We start from the raw sequence: 16,804 nt of genomic DNA on the forward strand, positions 1-16,804 counted from the left end.
TCGACAATTGCGCGGCCGGTGTCGCCTTTGGGGTTACGGTGACCGTCGTCCGAGACCGACCGCCTGGGTAGGGAAAAATGCGCGCGCTGCGAATACTTCTGATCGTCGTCGTGATCCTGGGCGGCCTGTTCGTGGCCGCCGACCGGCTCGCGGTGAACTTCGCCGAGGGCGAGGTCGCGGACCGGATGCGGACGAACGAGGGCCTGACCGGCACCCCCGAGGTGGCGATCAACGGTTTCCCGTTCCTCACCCAGGTGGCCGGCGGCACGCTGGACGACGTCGAGATCGGCATCCAGGACTACGAGGCGGCCGCGGGCGACGGTGAGCGGATCCGCATCGACGACCTGCGGGCGAACCTGAAGGGCGTCGGCTTCTCCGGCGACTTCAGCTCCGCCACGGCCGCCTCCGCGACCGGCACGGCGACCATCGCGTACGACGAGCTGCTCAAGGCCGCCAAGTCGGAGCCCACGCAGGTCGCCCCCGGCATCACGGCCCGCGTGGTGAGCCTCTCCGACGGTGGCGACGGAAAGATCGAGGTCGGGGTGGAGGTGGAGGCCCCGGTGATCGGCACCAGGCAGCTCTCCGTGCTCAGCACGGTCAGCGTCAAGGGCGACAACGTCGAGGTGCGCACCGATTCCCTGCCGGACCTGGCGGGCCTCGATCTCGCCGAGAACTCGGTCCGTGAGATCACCGACTTCCAGCAGGCCATCGACGACCTGCCCGGCGGCGTCAAGCTCGACAAGGTCGAGGCGGCGCGCAACGGCGTGGAGATCTCGGTGAGGGGTTCGGACGTGCGGCTGGCCGGCTAGGACGAGGCGGGGTTCGAGCGGGTGGCGGGCCGGGCCGGACGGCGGGGGACGGTCGGTGGTCCGACAGGCGAGACGCCTCGTCCGTACCGCAGATGAGAGAACGTGCGCAGGCGCCCGGAAGTCGTCCCGCGGCTGGCCGGGCGCCTCTGTATTCCCGTATGCCGGACGATCGTGTCTCACGATACGACACACCGGTGACACGCCCGCCGGTCCGTCCCTAAGCTCGACGGCATGAAGCGACAGGCGGACCTCACGAAGCGGCGGGCAGTAGACCTGTGCCGCGTTGCCGCCATGCTCTGTCGCACCTTCTGAGCGGAAGCTCCGACTTCCGCGTTCCCCTGCCCTGCTCAGGGCACTCGTGCGCCACGCCGCACCCGGCACGCGCACCCCTTCGCACTCGCACGCCCCGCCGCAACTGCCCCGGAGGAGAAAGCATGAGCCGCAGCGACGTCCTGGTAGACGCCGACTGGCTGCAGGAGCACCTGGACGACCCGAACATCGCCGTTGTCGAGGTCGACGAGGACACCTCCGCGTACGAGAAGAACCACATCAGGAACGCCATCCGGATCGACTGGACCAAGGACCTCCAGGACCCGGTCCGCCGTGACTTCATCGACCAGGAGGGCTTCGAGAAGCTCCTGTCGGCGAAGGGCATCGCCAACGACACGCTGGTGATCCTCTACGGCGGCAACAACAACTGGTTCGCCTCGTACGCCTACTGGTACTTCAAGCTCTACGGCCACGACAACGTCAAGCTTCTCGACGGTGGCCGCAAGAAGTGGGAGCTGGACGCCCGCGAGCTGGTCGAGGAGGTGCCGGAGCGCACGGCCACCGCCTACACGGCCAAGCCGCAGGACACCTCGATCCGCGCCTTCCGCGACGACGTGGTCGCCGCCATCGGCGCGCAGAACCTGGTCGACGTCCGCTCGCCCGACGAGTTCTCGGGCAAGCTGCTCGCCCCCGCGCACCTGCCGCAGGAGCAGTCGCAGCGCCCGGGCCACGTCCCGACCGCCCGCAACATCCCGTGGTCGAAGAACGCCAACGACGACGGCACCTTCAAGTCTGACGAGGAGCTCAAGGAGCTCTACGCCGAGGAGCAGGTGGACCTCGCCAAGGACACCATCGCCTACTGCCGTATCGGTGAGCGCTCCGCGCTGACCTGGTTCGTCCTGCACGAGCTGCTCGGCGTGGAGAACGTCAAGAACTACGACGGCTCCTGGACCGAGTACGGCTCCCTCGTCGGCGTGCCGATCGAGCTCGGCGCCAACAAGTAAGCCCCGGCCTTCAAGACCCCTCAGGAGATTCGACATGTGCGGAGCGAAGGCCGGCGGCCCCGACGCCTCGACGATCAAGCCCGGTGAGACCACGATCCAGGGTCAGGTGACCCGCGACGGCGAGCCGGTGACGGGCTACGTCCGTCTGCTGGACTCGACCGGTGAGTTCACGGCAGAGGTGCCGACCTCCGCGACGGGTCAGTTCCGCTTCTACGCGGCCGAGGGCACCTGGACGCTCCGCGCCCTCGTGCCCGGCGGTGCCACTGCCGACCGTACGGTCGTCGCCCAGCAGGGCGGCCTCGCGGAGGTCGCGATCGCGGTCTGACGACCCGGCGCCGAGCGCAGGGGCCGCGTCCCGTGGGTTGGACACCTGGGGCGCGGCCCTTTCGCGTGCGCATCCCGGACACGGACCTACGCTGGAGGTATGTACGCGCGCCGGCGGCACGTCTACTTCGCCATGATGGGCATCTGCGTCGGGCTCTTCGTCCTGGCCTGGGCGGTCGTGCGTCTGTGGTCGACGGCGGCGGCCGTGGGCATGTGCGTGGTCGCCATGGTGATCCCTCCCGTCGCCGCGATGGTCGCCAACCGCCGTGGCCCGGACGACCGCTGGTGGGACGACCCGTCCGGCGATCCGCAGTCCGACGAGTGGTGGGACGAACTGGACGGCAGGAAGAAGCCGCGGTAGGAAGGCGGCCATGTCGCCCGCGAGACTGTCCACCGTGGTGCTGGACGCGCACGACGCGCATGAACTGGCCGGCTTCTACCGGCGCCTGCTGGGTTACGAGGTGCGCCGCGAGGAGCCTCACTGGGTGCTGATCGGCCCGCCGCCCGGCACGGAGGGCACGGCCCTGGCGTTCGAGACCGAGCCCGGGTACGTACGCCCGGTCTGGCCCTCCCGGCACCCCGGTGACCAGCAGATGATGCTCCACCTCGATGTCGAGGTCGACGATCTGGAGGCGGAGACGGCGCGGGCGGTCGCCGAGGGCGCCACGATCGCCGGGTACCAGCCCCAGGCCGATGTGCGCGTCCTGTTCGACCCGGCGGGCCACCCGTTCTGCCTCTGGACCGAGACCCCTTGACGATAGGCGTGCGTCAGTAGACCAGCGCCTGCGTGTCCTCCGCGAGCGCCTCCTGCACAAAGACCTGCGCCCCCGCGATCCGCACGCCCTCGATGACGTCCTTCTCCGTGATGTCCCGGCGGGCGGCGCACTGCGTGCACAGCGTGAGACGCCCGGCGGCCAGCACGGAGTCGATCAGGTCGGGCAGCGGTGCGGCGTGCGGCAGCTCGAACTCGGCGGCCCGCCCCGGCAGCGCGAACCACGCGGACTCACCGGTCAGCCAGACGGATACATCCACCCCACTGGCCACGGCCACGGCCGCGACCGTGAACGCCTGCGAACAGCGCTCGGGAGCGTCGGCTCCCGCCGTCACCTTGATCACCAGCTTCTTCGCCATGGCTGAATCGTAATCAAGATCGCTACAACCGGGTGCCCCGGTCATGGGTCTCCTGTGGGGCGCGGCAACGGAATCCGCGCTTCATGTCCTGTGGGGGACGTAGTGGAAGACTCTGAAAGACCGGGAACACCGGACACCGCCGATACGGACGTGACCCCTGAGGCCGCGGCGGCCTCGCCGGAGCCGCCTCGGACCCGGCCCCGCCGTCGTGGCCGTACCGCCCTTCTGATCACCGGCGCGGCCGTTCTCGGCGTCGTCGCGGGCACCTGCGCCGGATACCAGGTACAGGCCGGCCGCGCGCCCGAACCGCTGCCGCCGCTGTCCCAGCCGGTGCTGCCGCAGGCGACCGGGCCGGCCCCGGAGCCGCTGTCGGCCGCGCAGGACCGCAGGGTGCGCACCGATGGCGACCTGCGCAAGCTGCTGCTGAAGAAGCCGGCCGGGGCGAAGGAGGCCGGGAAGGCGATATGACCGACAGCACCACGCAGGCCCCGCCGCTCGACCAGCGGGTCACCGAACCGCCGCAGCCGGCGGCTCCCCCCGCGGCTCCGGCCCCCGCGCCCCGGGACCGCCGCGTCCTGCGCGCTGTCTCGCGCTGGACCGCCGCCGTGACCGTGTTCGCGGCCGTCGGCACCGGCACGGCGTACGGGATCACCACCCTGGCGCGCACGGACGTTCCCGGCCTCGCCACGGAGGCTGACGGCCGCTGGGACTACCCCGAGCTGACCAGGCCGCCGCTGCCCGCCGGCAGCCCGGGCCCCTTCGCCGACGGCAACACGGCCGGCGCCCACCACGCCGACCTGCGCGCCCTCGTGCTGCCCGCCCCCGCCGGTGCGCGGGAGGCCACGGCGCTGCGCGGCGCGGACGGCTGGCTGGCGACGAAGGACTACCTGGCGGAGTACGCCGAGGAGAACCGGGAACTGCTGCGGCAGAAACTCGTCGACACCGGCCTGCGGCACATCGCCGCCCGCGGCTGGACGACGCCGGACGGCATCCGGACCCGGATCTACCTGCTCCGGTTCGACACCGCACAGGTCGTGGACACCGAGATGGCACCCGAGGCCCTGGCGTTCGCCTGGCCCACGTACCCGCTGCGTGGCGCCCCCGACACCGAGTACGACGAGACGTTCCCCGAGTCGGCCACGGTCCGCGGGATCGCCCGCACCGCCTACGCCGAACCGAAGCCGTACGGCGCCGAGCAGGTCCGCCAGGCCTATCTCGCGGCCGGCGACGTCTACGCGGTGATCGTGCAGTCCCGCAAGGGCGGGGTGCCGGACGTGCCCTTCCAGCAGACCGTGATCCTGCAGAGCCAGCTGCTGGGCTGAGGGCGTACCTCACAAGGAGGGCCGGGTCGCAGCCGCGTAAGCTGGGGCCCGGCCTTGTGTACCACGCACCCCGCTCACCAAGGAGCATCCCGTGATCCTCTTCTTCGAAATCCTGCTGATCCTGGTCTGCGTCGGTGTCCTCGCCTTCACCGGTCTGGTCGTGAAGAAGCTGTACCAGGGCCAGCGCTGATTTTCCCCCTACCCGTACGAGACGTCTGAGCTGCTCATGATCGAGATCCCGTCCGACCTCCACAAGGACCTCGTCCCCCTCGCCTTCCTGCTCGGCAACTGGGCGGGCGCGGGCGTGCACGACTTCCCCGGTGCGCAGAAGTGCAACTTCGGGCAGGAGGTCACCTTCACGCACGACGGCCGGGACTTCCTGGAGTACCACTCCCACAGCTGGGTGCTCGACCAGGACGGCAACAAGGTCGGGCCGCTGGAGTCCGAGCACGGCTTCTGGCGCATCGACGCCGCCCGCAAGGTCGAGGTCACGATGACCCGCGACGACGGCGTCATCGAGATCTGGTACGGCGAGCTGGCCGACCAGAAGCCGCAGATCGACCTGGTCACGGACGCCGTCGCGCGCACCGCGGCCTCCCGCCCGTACAGCGGCGGAAAGCGGTTGTACGGCTACGTCAGGAGCGACCTGATGTGGGTCGGCGAGAAGCAGACCCCGGAGGTCGAGCTGCGCCCGTACATGTCGGCGCAGCTGAAGAAGGTCGTCACCCCGGAGGACGTCGAGCGCTGGGCGAAGGCCCTGCCTGGCGACCTGCCCGACGACGGGATCGCTTTCTTCAAGTAGCCATAGACTCGTGGGTGTGGTGAGCACCGACTGGAAGAGCGACCTCAGGCAGCGCGGCTACCGGCTGACGCCGCAGCGGCAACTCGTGCTCGAAGCCGTGGACACCCTGGAGCACGCGACCCCCGACGACATCCTCGCGGAAGTGCGGAAGACGGCGTCGGGGGTCAACATCTCCACCGTCTACCGGACGCTGGAGCTCCTGGAGGAACTGGGCCTGGTCAGCCATGCCCACCTGGGGCACGGCGCGCCCACGTACCACCTCGCCGACCGGCACCACCATCTCCACCTGGTCTGCCGTGACTGCACCGACGTGATCGAGGCGGACGTCTCCGTGGCCGCCGAGTTCACCGCCAAGCTGCGCGAGACCTTCGGTTTCGACACCGACATGAAGCACTTCGCGATCTTCGGCCGGTGCGCGGACTGCGCGGCGAGCGGGGCCCCGGAAGGCGGCAGCGCGACCGGCAAGGGTTCAAGTACCGGGTCGTAGGCTTAGCGTATGAAGAGCCCTCTGCTGTCCCTGCCCGGCGCCGTCCCCGCCGAAGGGCTGGACGAAGGAGTCGCCGCTCACTACGGCGACCTGTTCCGCGAGCAGCGCGCCCTCGCCGACGGCACCGGTTTCGTCGACCTCTCGCACCGCGGGGTCGTCACCGTCACCGGCGACGACCGGCTGAGCTGGCTGCACCTGCTGCTCACCCAGCACGTCAGCGAACTGCCCGTGGGTGAGGCCACCGAGGCGCTGGTCCTCTCCGCGAACGGGCACATCGAGCACGCGCTCTATCTGGTGGACGACGGCACGACCGTCTGGGCGCACGTCGAACCCGGCACCCAGGGCGCCCTGATCGCGTACCTGGAGTCGATGAAGTTCTTCTACCGGGTCGAGGTCGCCGACCGCACCGCCGACATCGCCGTCGTCCACCTCCCGGCCGGTTCCATCGCCGAGGTGCCCGACAAGGCCGTCGTCAGGGAGACGGCGCACGGCCGTGATCTCTTCCTGCCGCGTGCCGAGCTGGAGGCATTCACAGCGAAGTCGGGACCCGCGGCCGGGATTCTGGCGTACGAGGCGCTGCGCGTCGAGCAGCACCGGCCCCGGCTCGGCTTCGAGACCGACCACCGCACCATCCCGCACGAGCTGGGCTGGATCGGCACCGCGGTGCATCTGCAGAAGGGCTGTTACCGGGGGCAGGAGACGGTCGCCCGGGTGCAGAACCTGGGCAAGCCGCCGCGCCGGCTGGTCTTCCTCCACCTCGACGGCAGCGAGGTGCACCTGCCGCCGCACGGCACCGAGCTCCGGCTCGCCGACGAGGGCCCCGACGGCCGCAGGGTCGGCTTCGTGACGACGTCCGTGCGCCACCACGAGCTCGGTCCGGTGGCGCTGGCGCTGGTGAAGCGGAACGTGCCGGTGGACGCCCGCCTGGTGGCGGACTCGACGGCCGCGGCCCAGGAAGTCGTCGTCGAGCCCTGAGGCTCAGATCTCCAGCAGGACCGTGAACGGGCCGTCGTTCGTCAGCCCCACCCGCATCCGGGCGCCGAACCGGCCCGTCCCCACCGTCGCGCCCAGCGCGCGCAGCCGCGCGACCACCTCGTCGACCAGCGGCTCGGCCACGTCACCGGGCGCGGCGGCGTTCCAGGTGGGACGGCGGCCCTTGCGGGCGTCGCCGTAAAGGGTGAACTGGCTGATCACCAGGAGCGGGGCGCCGGTGTCGCTGCACGACTTCTCGTCGTGCAGCATCCGCAGCGACCACAGCTTGCGGGCGAGCTGGGCCGCCTTCTCCGCGGTGTCCTCGTGCGTCACCCCGACCAGGACGCACAGCCCCTCGCCGGTGATCTCCCCCACGGTCTCGCCGTCGACGACGACGCTCGCGCCGTCCACCCTCTGCACCACTGCACGCATACGGCCATCATGCCGGGCCGCGTCGCCGGGCTTCGCGGGTGGTCCGTACCGGCGCTCTTTTTGATCCCTAACCCCCCATCTGGGGCCGTTCGGGGGCACTCGGTCACATACGGGCCACTTGGGGTGGCACGATGGCGCCACACGCCGGTCGAGGGGACGGTAGAGGCACATGAGAACACCGAGTACCGGGCAGCCGCCCGGGGCTGTCTCGTTGACCCGAGCGGGAGCCGGGGAGTCACTCCGGCCACCCGTGCAACGCACGGACAGTCCACAGCTGCCGCCGGATCCGCCCGCGCACGATCTGACCACGCTGAGCCTGGCCGAATTGCGCTCCCTGCGCCGGGACTCCCAGCGCGACGAGGCGGACCTCAGTTACGTACGACGCCTGCTCCAGGGCCGTATCGACATCCTGCGCGCCGAGCTGGCGCGCCGGGGGCCGGCGTCCCTGGTGGACCCCGGCCCCGCCGAGGCGTCCGTCGTCCAGCGGCTGCCGGAGATCCTCAAGGACGCCCCGGCCCGGCACCGCTCCTCCGCGCGCCACGTCACGCTGGGGACGCCGCACAACGAGGAGTACCGGCGGCTGGCGGCGGAGATGCTGGCCGAGGTCGAACTGTCCGCGCTGGACGCCCGCACCGACGTGGAACTGACCACCGCCATGGGACGGCTCGTGCGCTACGAGCAGCAGGTGTCCCGGCGCCGGCAGCGGTTGCAGCGGACGGCCGACGAGTGCAGCGCGGAGATCGCGCGGCGGTACCGGGAGGGGGAGGCGCAGGTGGACGACCTGCTGATGTGACGCGGGGCCCCGCTCGGGCGGGGCGCCCGGTCCCGTCAGGGCGGGCTTGCGCCCGGTGCGGGCTCCGGTGGGCCGGGCGCGCTGCGGTGGGCGCGGTGCGGCTACGGTGGGCCGGGTGCGCTGCGGTGGGCCCGGTGCGGCTGCGGTGGGCGCGCCGGGCGGTGCCCCGCCGCGCCTCCCCGCCGGAAAACTCCGCGACACCCGCGCCCTCGTATGCCTACGGTGCACTCATGACGCGCCGCGACGAGCTGCCCATACGTCCGATCACCGAAGAGGAGCTGGCGGACTGGCATCGCGCCATGAGCGTCGGCTTCCTGCAACGGCCCACGCTGGCCGAGGAACAGCTTCAGGCACGGCGTGCCCAGTTCGTGCCGGGGCGGCTGCTCGGGGCGTTCGACGGGGACCGGTGCGTGGCGACGTTCCGCTCCTTCGCGCAGGAGGTCACGGCCGTGGGCGGCGCCTTCGTGCCGGCCGACGCCGTCTCGAACGTCACCGTCAGCCCGACGCACCGCCGCCGTGGCCTGCTCAGCCGCATGATGACCGAGGACCTGACGGCGGCCAAGGAGCGCGGGGACGTCGTCGCGACGCTCGTCGCCGCGGAGTACCCGATCTACGGCCGCTACGGCTTCGGCCCCGCCACCACGGCCGCCGAGTGGACCGTCGACGTACCGCGGACCGGCCTCGACCGCCGGTGGTCGGGGCCGCAGGACGGCGGGCGGATAGACCTGGTGGACGCCGAGGACGTCCGCAAGCTGGGCCCTGAGCTGCACGAACGCCTGCGCCGGACCCAGCCGGGCGCGGTCAGCCGCAGCGAGCTGTGGTGGCGGATCAACACCGGCGCCGCGCGCTTCCACAGCTCGTGGACGGAGCCCTACTACGCCCTGTACCGCTCGGCCGCGGGTGAGGTCGAGGGGCTCGTCTCCTACGAGTCGGACGACAAGTGGCACGGCAAGCAGCCGCAGAACACGGCCGACGTGAACTGGCTGATCGCGGTGACGCCGGCCGCCGAGCGCGCCCTGTGGCACTTCCTGTGCTCGATCGACTGGATCACGCACGTGAAGTCGGGCTGGCGGGCCCCGGACGACCTGCTGCCGATGTTCCTGCCGGACCCGCGCGCCGCGCGCCTGACCGAGCAGGCCGACTGGCTGTGGGTGCGGGTGCTGGACGTCGTACGGGCGCTCCAGGCGCGGACGTACGAGGGGTCGGGTGCGCTGGTGCTGGAGGTCGTCGACGCGGGCGGGTTCGCGGGCGGGCGGTACCGGCTGGAGGCGTCCGAGCAGGGCGCTTCCTGCGTGCCGAGCAGTGCGAGCGCCGATCTCACGCTGGACGTCGCCGATCTGGCGGCGCTGTGGCTGGGTGACGAGTCAGCGGTGCGGCTGGCCGCGCTGGGCCGGGTGCGGGAAGAACGAGCGGGCGCCGCCCGTTCGGCCGACGCCCTGCTGCGCACGTCCAGGCGGCCTTGGTGCCCGGACCTGTTCTAGTACTCCCCTCCGCCGGCGACGGTGGACGGTTCTCGCTGTCCGTAGCGTGCTCTTCAGTTGTGGCTGTCCCTCTGCTTGTTCAGTTGTGACTGTGCGGTTGTGACTGTTCAGTTGTGACTGTGCGGTTGTGACTGGGCGGACCGACCGAGCTCCCGGCTCCCCTCCGGAAGGGAGCCCGGTCAGCCCGTCTGGGCGAGCAGCATCACCAGGAGCACTGCTCCGGATGCCGCCGATCATGGTGTTCCTGGTCCCCCTTCGAACGGTCCGCCCTGGTGGCCAACCCTCGGGACTCTTGACCATATTGCCGAAGTTGGCGACCAACTTCACTTCACTTATCTCCACTTGGAAGCGTCTCATAACCACCTACTTCTGAACTGACGCAAGATGGCGGGAAGTTGTAGTGTTTGGCCGTGGAGCGCGAACACGTCCCCGTCAACGGACGGAAGCGGCCACAGCAGCCGCAGAAGTCACATCGCGAGGTGGCCGACGAACTGCGCGCGCGGATCCGGGACCGGGTGCTGCAGCCCGGCCGGCGCATGCCCACGCAGGCGCAGTTGGCGGAGGAGTTCGGTGTGGACCGGGGGACGGTCCGGCAGGCGCTGCGCATCCTGCAGCAGGAGCGGCTGCTGACCAACGTGTCCAAAGGGAGCCCGGCGACGGTGGCCCCCGACCCCGGCTGGGCGCCGGCCGGCCCGCAAGCCCCGCCCCAGCCGACCACCGTGGCCCTCGCGCCCCGGGTGGCGGCCGCGTTCGCCGCGCCGCACGTCGAGATCGACGCCCTGTGCCTGACGTCGATATCGCTCACCCTCTCGATCGGCGAGCCGCTGCGCCGGATCCACGCGGGTGAGCTGAGACCGGCCAGGGTCGACGTACGTGTCCTGCTGCCCAGCCGGGACATAGACCTCGCCTTCCCGGCACCGGTGGACCTCGACCCGGCGGACGCCGACCGGCTGCACCAGCGGTGGCTGGCGATGCGCAACGCGCAGGGGCAGGTGCTCCAGCACAACCTGCTGGCGCTGCGCTCCACGCACGGGATCGACGTGCGGGTCTCCTTCCGTGCCCTGCCGTTCACGCCGCCGGTGAAGCTCTACCTGCTCAACGAGTCGGAGGCGCTGTTCGCCTACTACACGCTCGGGCGCCGCGAGGAGGAGATCGACCATGAACAGCTCCAGCTGTACGACGCCGAGGGCACCCGGTCGATGCTGTTCGCCTTCGAGCAGGGCGCGGGGCTGCGCGACGCGGCGTTCGTGGAGCAGTCCCATCTGTGGTTCAACGCGTTGTGGGAGACGATCAGTTCGGAGCTGGTGCTCACGAACTGACGCCTCCCGGGGTGCGGGTCGTTCACATGGCGGGGCCGGTCACGAGGAGTGCGAGCACGACCGCCCCGATGGAGCTGACGGTCGGGCTCTTCGCCTTGATTCCTATGGTGAGCAGGAGCAGGCCGACGACGCCGGTGGCGCCGTACTGCCAGGCGACGACCTGTTCGAAGCCGACGACGAAGACTGCGGAGAGGAGAGCGAGGGCCGGCACGGTGGTTCCCCCTTCTGGCCGCCGGGGAGGCAAAGCTTCCGTCAACTCGGTTGAGGTAGCGCGAAGTTGGCAACCAACTCTGCTTGAGTTGTCCCCACTTGGCAGATATCCATAAACAACTCGCAGGCAACTGCCATCAGATGGTTTTGAGTTGTAGCGTTTGGTCGTGACTCAGGAGAACGTGGCAGTGAACGGCAGCAGAAGGCTCTCGCCGCAGAACATCGCCGACACGCTGCGGGAGCGCATCCGCGGCGGCGCCCTCAAGGCGGGCGACCGCCTGCCCACGCAGGCCGAACTCGCCGAGGAGTTCGGTGTGGAGCGCGGCACCGTCCGCCAGGCCCTGCGCGCACTCCAGGAAGACGGACTGCTCAGCAACGTCAGCAAGGGCAGCCCGCCGCGCATCGCGGCACCGGCGGTGGCGAGCAGCGAGCCCCAGCCCACGATGGTCGGCCTCGCTCCGCGGCTCAAGGCCGCGTTCTCCGCCCCGCACGTCCGCATCGACGCCGCCTGCCTGACCGCCGAGACCCTGATGCTGGCGCTGAGCGAACCGGTCCGCGCGATCCACGAGGGCCGCGTCCGCCCCACGTCGATCGACGTGCGCATCCTGCTGCCTTCCCGGGACATCAACCTGGCCTTCCCCATCTCCGTCGAGGGCGGCGGCGACGAGGACCCCGTCCACAGGCGCTGGCTGTCCCAGCGCAACGCCCAGGGCCAGGTCCTCCAGCACAACCTCCGCTCCCTGCGCGCCTCGCACGGCATCGACGTCCACGTCACCTTCCGCGCGCTGCCGTTCACACCGCCGGTGAAGCTCTATTTGCTCAACGGCGAGGAGGCCCTGATCGCGTACTACATGGTCACCCGCCGCGCCGAGGACGACGGCACCGGACCCCTGGACATGTACGACGTCCTCGGCAGCGAGTCCCTCCTCTTCTCCTTCGAGCAGGACGCCGGCCGCCGGGACGCGGCGTTCGTGGAGCAATCGCAGATGTGGTTCAACGCCCTCTGGGAAACCATCACGACGGACCTGACACTCTTTGAGTGACTTCTGATGCGACGCAGGCTGATCATGTGACTGCGGAGACCGACGACGAGACCGAGGCCCTGCGCCGGCTGATCGCCCGCGCCCGCGTCGTCCTGTGGGACTTCGACGGCCCCATCTGCCGCCTGTTCGCCGGGCATTCGGCGGAGGACGTGGCGCGTGACCTGGTGAAGTGGCTCGACCAACGGGGACTGGGCGGCCTGCTGCCGGAGCAGGAGAGACAGGCCCGCGACCCGCACGACATCCTGCGTGCCGTGGACAGCAGGCATCCTGGCAGCGACCTGATCGCGGAGCTGGAGGAACGCCTCACCAAGGAGGAACTGCGAGCGGCGTCCTCCGCGTGGCCGACCGCGTACGCCGACCGGCTGATACGCACGTGGCAGGCCGTGGGCTCCCGGCTCGCCGTCACCACCAACAACTCGGCGCGCACGGCCCGCAGCTATCTGCAGGGCCGAGGTCTGCTCCCCTGCTTCGCACCGCACATCTACGGCCGCACCCGGGACCTCGCTCGGCTCAAGCCGCACCCGCACTGCCTGAATCAGGCACTCACGGCCGTCGGGGCCGCCCCCGGGGAGGCACTGATGATCGGCGACACACCGTCCGACCTGCACGCGGCCTCGCGGGCCGGCACCGGTTTCCTGGGCTACGCGCGTAACGCGCGTAAGGCCGCCGTTCTGCGGGACGCCGGGGCCACGGTCGTCGTCGGGTCGCTGGAGCCGGTGCTGCGAGTGGTGGAGTCGACCGGACGGTGAGAGGCGTGCGCTAGCATGCGACCACCGCATGAGCAAGCGCTCACAACCGTACGGGTGAGTCGGCGAACCGGCCGCGCTCGAACGGCATCACCCACATGAGTGGCGCACCACTCGTCGAGCCGACGTCCGCGCCGACTCCGCTCGTGCGGAAGGTGAGTGGGCCCTACCGTTTGCCCGTACACATCTTTGCCCGTACACCACTCTGCCCGACCCGTCCACCCCTCGCGCGAAGACCCCGGAGCGGCCAGTGCGCCCACGCCCTGTTCCTCGGCGAATGCGCGGGGCGCGCGCCGACGGTGACCTGCCCCCGGCCGTCGGGGCCTTCGTGGCGGGCGCGGTGGAGGGCGGGAGGACCGGCAGGGGCCATCACAACCGCAACCATGTGCGGCTCCTTACCACGGACCTGGCACGGCTGCTGGGCAGGCCGCCGGGCACGCCCGTGATCGTACGGATCCGGCGCGACGACGCGTTACCGCTGGTGATCCGGACCTGGCAGGACGAGGCCCGGATCCTCGACGCGGTCGGCGGCGCCCTGCCCGACGTGCCGCAGTGCCTCCTCAAGGGGGACGGTTTCGCCATCCACAGCCATGTCGACGGCGTACCGCTCTCCGAGGTCTGCGGAAACGGTAAGCCCCTGGACCGCATGCCGCTGAAAGCGGCTGCCCGGCTGCTCGCCACGATGGCCCAGGTGCGCCGGAAAGCGCTGCCGCCCCTCCCGGCACGCTGGCCCGCCAACGACACGGACAGCCGGGGCTTTCTGCGCACCCTGACCCGCCTCGCGGACGAGCAGATCAGGAAGCCCAACTGGTCCGTGTTCGGTGGTCTGTTCAAGGCGCTGGGTGTCCCGGAGGACGCCATGGTGCGGCTCGGCGAGCGCGTACCGGCCATGACGCGGCGGCCGTACAGCCTGCTCCACACGGATCTGCACCGTGACAACCTGATCGTGCCGGCGTCCGGCGAACCGCCCCTGCTCTGCGCCGACTGGGAACTCGCCACCTACGGCGACCCGTTGCACGACCTCGCCATCCACCTCGTACGTATGCGCTATCCCGCCTTCCAGGTGCCGGAAGTGATCGAGGCGTGGGCCGAGGCGATGGGGCGGATCCGCCCGGCCGCCGTGCACGGGCTGCACAAGGACCTTCGGCACTACCTCGCCTTCGAACGTGCCCAGTCCGTCTATCCGGACGTCGTGCGCGCCGCTCGTTCGCTGGAGGACTCCTGCGACGAGCAGAGCCTGCGGGACGCGACCGCGGCTGTACGGCTGGCCCTGCGCACGGCCGAGGAACCGCTCGGGCTCAGCGACGTGCCCCAACCCCGGGAGATCGAGCGGATCCTCTTCCGCTGGCGGGCATCCCGGCTCGCGGCGCTCACCGGTGTCCGCGAACCACTGGCGCGGGCCTTCGGCTGGACGCCGGACGAGCGGGTGCCGGAACGCGCCGACTTCCCCCGCAGGGCGGTGACGGACGCCTTGCGGGAGGAGGGCGCCGCCCCCGCCGGCCGGGTGTTCAAAGGCGCCGCCCATCTCAACTCGGTGGTCCGGGTGGACGGGGTGGACTTCCCCGTGGTCGTACGCCGCAAGGTGGCGAACCTCTGCCGTCGTGAGCCCAGTTACCTCAGCGAGCACGCCGTGCTCAGGGCCATCGAGGAGTCGGAGGTCGCGGTCGCGGCACCGAGGGCGCTGGCCCTGGGCAGGGGCTACCAGGGTGAACCTTTCACCGTCCACACCTACGTGGGGCCGTACGCCGGATCGCGCGACATCGACCGTCCGCCGAACCACCCGGTGCACGGCCTGCTGCCGCACGAGGCGGACGGGCTGGTCGACCAGTTGTGCGCCCTGACCGAGGTGAAGTACAAGCAGGTCGACCCGACCGCCGGCGACGGCGGCTTCCACGCCTGGCTGTGCGGGCAGCTCGTCGCGCTCGTCCGGGATCTGCCGAAGGAGTCCCAGCACCTCGCGCGGCTGCTCGGCCTCCCGGACGCGGCACGCCTCCACGAGATCCTCGCCCGCTACGAGGTGCGTCCGCGCAAGCCCGCCCTGCTGCACGGCGACCTCAACCCGTGGAACCTGGTGCGCCGGGACGACTGGCCGGCCCTGACGATCATCGACTGGGAGATGGCCCTGGTCGGCGACCCCCTCTACGACCTCGTCCGGCACATGCACCTCACCCCCACCCGGCCGGAGATCCGGGACCGCATGTTCCGCCGCTGGGAGAGCCGGCTGCCCGACGCCTACACCTGTGACTGGCGCAAGGACTGGCGGGTCTATCGCTGGATCGAGATCATCCGCTCGGCGTACGTCGACCTCGACCGCCTGGTGACCGGAGCGAGCCTCGACGCGCCGAACGTACGGCGGGCGGTGGACTCGTACGCGATGACCCTGGTGGCCGCCATGGGCTCGCTGGGTCTGCCGCTCCGCCCGACGGCCGGCCCCTGCCTGACCCGGGCCCTGCGTGAGCGCAAGAAGCAGCGGATGTATCAGGTGGTGTCGGACCTGGCGACCGGGTTGTTCCTGGAGAAGGAGTTCGACGCCGTGCCGGCCGCCGAGATCGTTGCCGCTGCCTAGATCTCCAAGCCGACGCCATTGTGCTACTTCCCGGCCAGGGATGCCTCGTCCTGCACCGCATCGCCCCGCTTGGACGCGGTGCACGCGCGCGGGCTGCCGTTCTGAGGGCGGGCGACTCCAGGGTGACCTTCCCGGAGGCGCCCCGCCGTGCGGACGTCAGGCGTCGAGCAGGGGGAGCAACTGCTCCTCCTCGTACGTAAGATGCGCCTCCAGCTCCCGGGTGAGGCGCTCGACCTCGGCGCGGGCGGTGGCCGGGTCCGCCGTGTCGAGGGCGGTGCGCAAAGCCTCCACCAGGGCGGCGATGCGTTCGTGCTCCTCGCGGAGACGTGCGACGGCGGGCGCGGCCTCGGGGTGGCGGTCGGCGAGGAAGGGGAACAGGCCGAGGTCCTCGCCGGTGTGGTGGTTGTGCAGCCCGTGACAGAAGGTGAGGCAGTTGACGCGCAACTGGGCGCCGAGAGGGCTGCCGCCTTCCGTTACTGCGCTCATCGCCTCGCGGATGAGGGCGAGTTCACGCCGGAAGGCGTCATGGACGACCTTGATCGCTTCGCCCATGGAGCCGGCGTTGATGTTCGGCGGGCCGCCCGCGATCTCGTACAGCGCCACGACCGGTATCACCCGGCCCGCCTTCCGCTGGTACTCCGACCAGCCGGCGTCCGTCTCGACGGCCCGTGCGAAAACCTGGTCGCGCTCCTCGCCCTTCAGTACCTCGGCCCGCGCCCGGTACGTGAACGCGCCGCTCTCCACGGTGACTTCGGGATGGGCGAGCAGGTTGTGGTACCAGGCGGGATGCCAGGGAGCGCCGCCAGCGGAGGCGATGACCAGGATGCGATCGGCGCCGTCGGGAAGGTAGGCCACGGGGGTGGTGTGCTCGGCTCCCGTGCGGGCGCCGGTGGTCGTGAGCAGGATGAGGCGGGCGCCCTCGAAGTAGCCGCCGACGCGGCCCCGGTTGGCGCGGAACTCCTCGATGACCTGGTGGTTGAAGTCGTTGACTGTGTCGTTGGGCATGTTCGCAGTTCTCTTCTCTCTCCGGTTCCTGATCGTCACGGGTGATCGGTGATCGGTGATCGGTGATCGGTGATCGGTCATTTCGGAC

General features: G+C 70.7%; 20 protein-coding genes and 1 pseudogene. 17 read left to right on the forward strand and 4 right to left on the reverse strand.

Annotated elements, in window-relative coordinates; all coding sequences use genetic code 11:
• Window positions 1-77 precede the first annotated feature (77 nt).
• The 6 genes from ACGF8A_RS28160 to ACGF8A_RS28185 all read left to right on the forward strand — a co-directional run bounded on the left by ACGF8A_RS28160 (window position 78) and on the right by ACGF8A_RS28185 (window position 3,162).
• Complete coding sequence (locus ACGF8A_RS28160) at window positions 78-809, forward strand: DUF2993 domain-containing protein (RefSeq protein ID WP_393112943.1); 732 nt, start codon at window positions 78-80, stop codon at window positions 807-809.
• 231 nt (window positions 810-1,040) lie between these two features.
• Window positions 1,041-1,121, forward strand: a complete 81-nt coding sequence (locus ACGF8A_RS28165; RefSeq protein WP_350310325.1) for a putative leader peptide — start codon at window positions 1,041-1,043, stop codon at window positions 1,119-1,121.
• A 122-nt stretch (window positions 1,122-1,243) separates the two neighbouring features.
• Entirely contained in the window at window positions 1,244-2,083 is an 840-nt protein-coding gene (locus ACGF8A_RS28170) for a sulfurtransferase (RefSeq protein ID WP_393112945.1), read from the forward strand.
• A gap of 34 nt (window positions 2,084-2,117) precedes the next feature.
• Window positions 2,118-2,408, forward strand: a complete 291-nt coding sequence (locus tag ACGF8A_RS28175) for a DUF1416 domain-containing protein (protein WP_365444639.1) — start codon at window positions 2,118-2,120, stop codon at window positions 2,406-2,408.
• A 99-nt stretch (window positions 2,409-2,507) separates the two neighbouring features.
• Entirely contained in the window at window positions 2,508-2,768 is a 261-nt protein-coding gene (locus ACGF8A_RS28180; protein ID WP_393112947.1) for a DUF3099 domain-containing protein, read from the forward strand.
• A 10-nt stretch (window positions 2,769-2,778) separates the two neighbouring features.
• A complete protein-coding gene (locus ACGF8A_RS28185; RefSeq protein WP_393112949.1) occupies window positions 2,779-3,162 on the forward strand; it encodes a VOC family protein in 384 nt (127 codons plus the stop codon).
• A gap of 13 nt (window positions 3,163-3,175) precedes the next feature.
• On the opposite strand, the gene ACGF8A_RS28190 is transcribed toward ACGF8A_RS28185, so the two are convergent.
• Window positions 3,176-3,538, reverse strand: a complete 363-nt coding sequence (locus ACGF8A_RS28190) for a DsrE family protein (protein ID WP_365444633.1) — start codon at window positions 3,536-3,538, stop codon at window positions 3,176-3,178.
• A gap of 150 nt (window positions 3,539-3,688) precedes the next feature.
• Here ACGF8A_RS28190 and ACGF8A_RS28195 point away from each other — a divergent pair.
• The 5 genes and pseudogenes from ACGF8A_RS28195 to ACGF8A_RS28215 all read left to right on the forward strand — a co-directional run.
• Window positions 3,689-3,991: pseudogene (locus ACGF8A_RS28195) on the forward strand (hypothetical protein); the annotation flags it as partial.
• 11 nt (window positions 3,992-4,002) lie between these two features.
• Window positions 4,003-4,860, forward strand: coding sequence for a hypothetical protein (locus ACGF8A_RS28200; protein ID WP_393112951.1), 858 nt, complete (start codon window positions 4,003-4,005; stop codon window positions 4,858-4,860).
• 226 nt (window positions 4,861-5,086) lie between these two features.
• Window positions 5,087-5,662 carry an FABP family protein gene (locus ACGF8A_RS28205; protein ID WP_393112953.1) on the forward strand — a complete coding sequence of 192 codons (576 nt, stop codon included), beginning with the start codon at window positions 5,087-5,089 and terminating at the stop codon, window positions 5,660-5,662.
• A 16-nt stretch (window positions 5,663-5,678) separates the two neighbouring features.
• Window positions 5,679-6,149, forward strand: coding sequence for a Fur family transcriptional regulator (locus ACGF8A_RS28210; RefSeq protein WP_393112955.1), 471 nt, complete (start codon window positions 5,679-5,681; stop codon window positions 6,147-6,149).
• Window positions 6,150-6,158: 9 nt separating this feature from the next.
• Window positions 6,159-7,124, forward strand: coding sequence for a YgfZ/GcvT domain-containing protein (locus ACGF8A_RS28215; RefSeq protein WP_393112957.1), 966 nt, complete (start codon window positions 6,159-6,161; stop codon window positions 7,122-7,124).
• 3 nt (window positions 7,125-7,127) lie between these two features.
• On the opposite strand, the gene dtd is transcribed toward ACGF8A_RS28215, so the two are convergent.
• Window positions 7,128-7,553, reverse strand: coding sequence for a D-aminoacyl-tRNA deacylase (dtd, locus tag ACGF8A_RS28220; RefSeq protein ID WP_393112959.1), 426 nt, complete (start codon window positions 7,551-7,553; stop codon window positions 7,128-7,130).
• Window positions 7,554-7,722: 169 nt separating this feature from the next.
• On the opposite strand from dtd, the gene ACGF8A_RS28225 reads away from it, so the two are divergent.
• From ACGF8A_RS28225 to ACGF8A_RS28235, 3 genes are all read left to right on the forward strand, one after another.
• Window positions 7,723-8,346 carry an aerial mycelium formation protein gene (locus tag ACGF8A_RS28225; protein WP_393112961.1) on the forward strand — a complete coding sequence of 208 codons (624 nt, stop codon included), beginning with the start codon at window positions 7,723-7,725 and terminating at the stop codon, window positions 8,344-8,346.
• A gap of 230 nt (window positions 8,347-8,576) precedes the next feature.
• Complete coding sequence (locus tag ACGF8A_RS28230; RefSeq protein ID WP_393112963.1) at window positions 8,577-9,827, forward strand: GNAT family N-acetyltransferase; 1,251 nt, start codon at window positions 8,577-8,579, stop codon at window positions 9,825-9,827.
• A gap of 404 nt (window positions 9,828-10,231) precedes the next feature.
• Window positions 10,232-11,146, forward strand: a complete 915-nt coding sequence (locus ACGF8A_RS28235) for a winged helix-turn-helix domain-containing protein (protein ID WP_393112965.1) — start codon at window positions 10,232-10,234, stop codon at window positions 11,144-11,146.
• 22 nt (window positions 11,147-11,168) lie between these two features.
• Here the strand turns inward: ACGF8A_RS28235 and ACGF8A_RS28240 are convergent, their stop codons facing one another.
• Window positions 11,169-11,357, reverse strand: a complete 189-nt coding sequence (locus tag ACGF8A_RS28240) for a hypothetical protein (protein ID WP_393112967.1) — start codon at window positions 11,355-11,357, stop codon at window positions 11,169-11,171.
• Between the two features lie 160 nt (window positions 11,358-11,517).
• On the opposite strand from ACGF8A_RS28240, the gene ACGF8A_RS28245 reads away from it, so the two are divergent.
• The 3 genes from ACGF8A_RS28245 to ACGF8A_RS28255 all read left to right on the forward strand — a co-directional run bounded on the left by ACGF8A_RS28245 (window position 11,518) and on the right by ACGF8A_RS28255 (window position 15,711).
• On the forward strand, window positions 11,518-12,399 hold the full coding sequence (locus tag ACGF8A_RS28245) for a GntR family transcriptional regulator (RefSeq protein WP_393112969.1): 882 nt from the start codon (window positions 11,518-11,520) through the stop codon (window positions 12,397-12,399).
• Window positions 12,400-12,425: 26 nt separating this feature from the next.
• Window positions 12,426-13,148, forward strand: a complete 723-nt coding sequence (locus ACGF8A_RS28250) for an HAD family hydrolase (protein ID WP_393112971.1) — start codon at window positions 12,426-12,428, stop codon at window positions 13,146-13,148.
• A 274-nt stretch (window positions 13,149-13,422) separates the two neighbouring features.
• Complete coding sequence (locus ACGF8A_RS28255) at window positions 13,423-15,711, forward strand: phosphotransferase family protein (protein ID WP_393112973.1); 2,289 nt, start codon at window positions 13,423-13,425, stop codon at window positions 15,709-15,711.
• Between the two features lie 156 nt (window positions 15,712-15,867).
• On the opposite strand, the gene ACGF8A_RS28260 is transcribed toward ACGF8A_RS28255, so the two are convergent.
• Window positions 15,868-16,716 carry a nitroreductase/quinone reductase family protein gene (locus tag ACGF8A_RS28260; RefSeq protein ID WP_393112975.1) on the reverse strand — a complete coding sequence of 283 codons (849 nt, stop codon included), beginning with the start codon at window positions 16,714-16,716 and terminating at the stop codon, window positions 15,868-15,870.
• Window positions 16,717-16,804: the final 88 nt, after the last annotated feature.

Source organism: Streptomyces sp. NPDC047706, from assembly GCF_043204795.1.
Taxonomy (GTDB): domain Bacteria; phylum Actinomycetota; class Actinomycetes; order Streptomycetales; family Streptomycetaceae; genus Streptomyces.

Coding starts and splice junctions, on each gene's coding strand:
- ACGF8A_RS28260 (WP_393112975.1), bottom strand. CDS start 16,716: ATGCCCAACGACACAGTCAACGACTTCAACCACCAGGTCATCGAGGAG.
- ACGF8A_RS28160 (WP_393112943.1), top strand. CDS start 78: ATGCGCGCGCTGCGAATACTTCTGATCGTCGTCGTGATCCTGGGCGGC.
- ACGF8A_RS28215 (WP_393112957.1), top strand. CDS start 6,159: ATGAAGAGCCCTCTGCTGTCCCTGCCCGGCGCCGTCCCCGCCGAAGGG.
- dtd (WP_393112959.1), bottom strand. CDS start 7,553: ATGCGTGCAGTGGTGCAGAGGGTGGACGGCGCGAGCGTCGTCGTCGAC.
- ACGF8A_RS28205 (WP_393112953.1), top strand. CDS start 5,087: ATGATCGAGATCCCGTCCGACCTCCACAAGGACCTCGTCCCCCTCGCC.
- ACGF8A_RS28225 (WP_393112961.1), top strand. CDS start 7,723: ATGAGAACACCGAGTACCGGGCAGCCGCCCGGGGCTGTCTCGTTGACC.
- ACGF8A_RS28180 (WP_393112947.1), top strand. CDS start 2,508: ATGTACGCGCGCCGGCGGCACGTCTACTTCGCCATGATGGGCATCTGC.
- ACGF8A_RS28170 (WP_393112945.1), top strand. CDS start 1,244: ATGAGCCGCAGCGACGTCCTGGTAGACGCCGACTGGCTGCAGGAGCAC.
- ACGF8A_RS28190 (WP_365444633.1), bottom strand. CDS start 3,538: ATGGCGAAGAAGCTGGTGATCAAGGTGACGGCGGGAGCCGACGCTCCC.
- ACGF8A_RS28175 (WP_365444639.1), top strand. CDS start 2,118: ATGTGCGGAGCGAAGGCCGGCGGCCCCGACGCCTCGACGATCAAGCCC.
- ACGF8A_RS28230 (WP_393112963.1), top strand. CDS start 8,577: ATGACGCGCCGCGACGAGCTGCCCATACGTCCGATCACCGAAGAGGAG.
- ACGF8A_RS28185 (WP_393112949.1), top strand. CDS start 2,779: ATGTCGCCCGCGAGACTGTCCACCGTGGTGCTGGACGCGCACGACGCG.
- ACGF8A_RS28200 (WP_393112951.1), top strand. CDS start 4,003: ATGACCGACAGCACCACGCAGGCCCCGCCGCTCGACCAGCGGGTCACC.
- ACGF8A_RS28165 (WP_350310325.1), top strand. CDS start 1,041: ATGAAGCGACAGGCGGACCTCACGAAGCGGCGGGCAGTAGACCTGTGC.
- ACGF8A_RS28255 (WP_393112973.1), top strand. CDS start 13,423: ATGCGCGGGGCGCGCGCCGACGGTGACCTGCCCCCGGCCGTCGGGGCC.